Genomic DNA, 2,435 nt, shown 5'->3' with positions numbered 1-2,435 from the left:
GAGCAGGTACTGCGCCGCCAGGTACGTGAGCATGATCCAGAAGTCGGGGACGGGCGGCTGGGGCCAGTCGGCGACACCGGTCGCGATCAGGGTGTCGGAGAGCAGGAACAGCGCGCCGCCCGCGCCCGCCAGGGCGCCGAGGGCGCTCGCCCGGCAGGCCATGGCGGTGAGGAGCAGCGAGTAGCCGGCGACGGGGACGCGGAGGTCGGCCGGGAGGTCGGGCCAGAGGAGGGCGACGGTGGCGACGAGGGCCACCGCGTACAGGCCGGCGAGCGGCGGGGACGTACGCCTCCGCCCGAAGAGGACGAGGTAGCAGACGTGTCCGGCGGCGAAGGAGCCCATGCCCGCGAGGAAGGCGGCCTCGGCGTCGAACAGCAGCAGGACGTCGCCGCCCCAGCCGAACAGGAGCGCGGTGAGCAGGAGCTTCGGGGCGCCACGGCTCGCGGCGTGGGCGGCGAGCAGCGGCATCAGCAGCGGCTTGGCGATCCGGTGGCCGGTCTCGGCGCCGGCGAGGAGCGCGATCAGGTCGGCGGCTGCCGCGAGGACGAAGGCGGCGAGGAGCGCGCGGGAGACGGCGCCGGTGGCGGTGGGGCCCGGAGTCGCGGTACGGGTGGTCACGCGGCGGGCTCCGGCGCGGTGCCGCCCTGGGGCGTGCCGGGGACGCCCGGGGCGCCGGCCGGGGGCGGTGCGGGCTGCCAGCCGGGGCCGCGCAGGACGCGTCCGGCGCGCTCGCGCCAGTCGCGCGCGGCGCGCAGGTCGCGGGCGATGGCGGCGTACTCGTGGGTGGCGACCCGCAGCGGGTTGTACGTGTCGATGTTCTTGGTGAGTCCGTACACGGGCCGCTCGGTCTCGCCGACCCAGGAGCCGAACATCCGGTCCCACACGATGAGGATGCCGCCGAAGTTCCGGTCCAGGTAACCGCCCTGGGAGGCGTGGTGGACGCGGTGGTGGGAGGGCGTGTTGAGGACGTACTCGAAGGGGCGGGGGAGCCGGCCGACGCGCTCGGTGTGGATCCAGAACTGGTAGACGAGGTTGACGGAGTAGCAGAAGGCGACGGCCGCCGGGTGCACGCCGAGGGCGATCATCGGCAGGTAGAACGGCCAGGAGGTCAGGCTGGTCCACGGTTGGCGCAGCGCGGTGGTGAAGTTGAACTTGCGGCTGCTGTGGTGGACGACGTGACAGGCCCAGAGGATGCGGATCACGTGGTGGCCGCGGTGCTGCCAGTAGTAGAAGAAGTCCTGGGCGAGCAGCATGAGCGGGATCGTCCACCACAGGACGGGGACGCGCAGCGGGGTGAGCTCGTACACGGCGGTGTAGATCGCGACGACCGGGATCTTCCACAGGGCGTCGAAGACCAGGCTGCCGAGTCCCATGCCGAGGCTGGTGGCGGCGTCCTTGGCCTCGTACCCGGCGGCGTCCTCGTCGGGGTGGAGGCGGTAGCTGACCATCTCCACGACGGTGAGCAGGACGAACGCCGGTATGGACCACAGCACGACATCGGGCAGGTTCGGCATGCGGTCGACGGTAGAGGGGGGCGGCGGGCGCCGCTAGAGGTTGTTACCAACAAGTATGCGAGACGGCTTGTCAGCAAGCTTTGGCACCTTCCGACAACGGGGCCCGTGTGCCGGGTGGGGTTTCAGACGCCCGCCGCGCCGAGCGGGGAGCCCGCCGCGAAGGTCACCGCCATCGCCAGGGCGCCGCCGCCGGTGTTGCGCGGAACGGCGCGGCCGGCGGGGGCCTCGCCGAGACGGGCGGACCAGCAGCCGGTGAGGGCCAGGGCGGCGAGGACCGACAGGACCGTCACCCACAGCCGGTCCGGCGCCGGGGGCAGGACGCTCGCGAGGAGGGGCAGCGGGGCGCCGGCCGTGAAGGCGAGGAAGCCGGCGCCGGCCGCGTGCCAGGGGCCGGCGAGGGCGTCGGGGTCGATGCCCGGCTCCACGCGCGCGTGGGCGCGCAGGGCGTCACACGCGGTCAGCTGTTCGGCGGCCTCGCGCGCCGCGTCACGGGAGACCACGCTCGGTCAGGAGCCCGGTCGGCTCGGCGAGTTCGGCCTCCGGCCGCTCGCGCAGTTGGCCCCGGTGGCCCCGGCGACCCCGAGGACCGGTCCCGCCGTGGAGACGACTCCGTCGTCGGCCCCGAGCACGCGGCCCGCAGCCAGTTGAGGCGGGTGCCGAGGCCGCCGCGGGGTTCGTCGTGCGCGGTGGGTTCGGTCACCCCAGGAGCGTCGCGTCCGGGCGCCCGCCGGCCGTGGACCGACCCGCCCGGGGCGGGCGGGCGGCAAGGCGTCGCCGGGGCGGAGGAGTTGAAGAGGCTTCACCGGACATCAGGGACATCCAGGACACCGGGGGCGGGACTGTCGGTCGTGGGCCGTATTCTCAGTGACCATGCTCGACGACCGTACGACAGCACCGACGTGGCCGGCCGCCTACCCGCAG

At 74.1% G+C, this 2,435-nt stretch carries 2 protein-coding genes and 1 pseudogene; all 3 read right to left on the bottom strand.

Annotated elements, in window-relative coordinates:
* Positions 1–618 (bottom strand): lysoplasmalogenase (locus RIF68_RS34270; RefSeq protein ID WP_309055372.1); only part of this gene is annotated, 618 nt, incomplete at its 3' end.
* Entirely contained in the window at positions 615–1,514 is a 900-nt protein-coding gene (locus RIF68_RS34265; protein ID WP_309054979.1) for a sterol desaturase family protein, read from the bottom strand. The genes RIF68_RS34270 and RIF68_RS34265, both read right to left, overlap by 4 nt.
* Positions 1,515–1,636: 122 nt before the next feature.
* A pseudogene (locus tag RIF68_RS34260) lies at positions 1,637–2,214 on the bottom strand (VIT1/CCC1 transporter family protein).
* Between the last annotated feature and the right edge of the window lie 221 nt (positions 2,215–2,435).

Source organism: Streptomyces sp., assembly GCF_031178505.1.
In the GTDB taxonomy this organism is placed as follows: Bacteria; Actinomycetota; Actinomycetes; order Streptomycetales; family Streptomycetaceae; genus Streptomyces; species Streptomyces gulbargensis.
The sequence above is the reverse complement of the archived record's forward strand: the minus strand, read 5'-3'. Positions and strand labels throughout refer to the sequence as shown.

Bases quoted from the DNA above. Each gene is read 5' to 3' on its own strand.
- RIF68_RS34265 (WP_309054979.1), bottom strand. From the start codon at position 1,514: ATGCCGAACCTGCCCGATGTCGTGCTGTGGTCCATACCGGCGTTCGTC.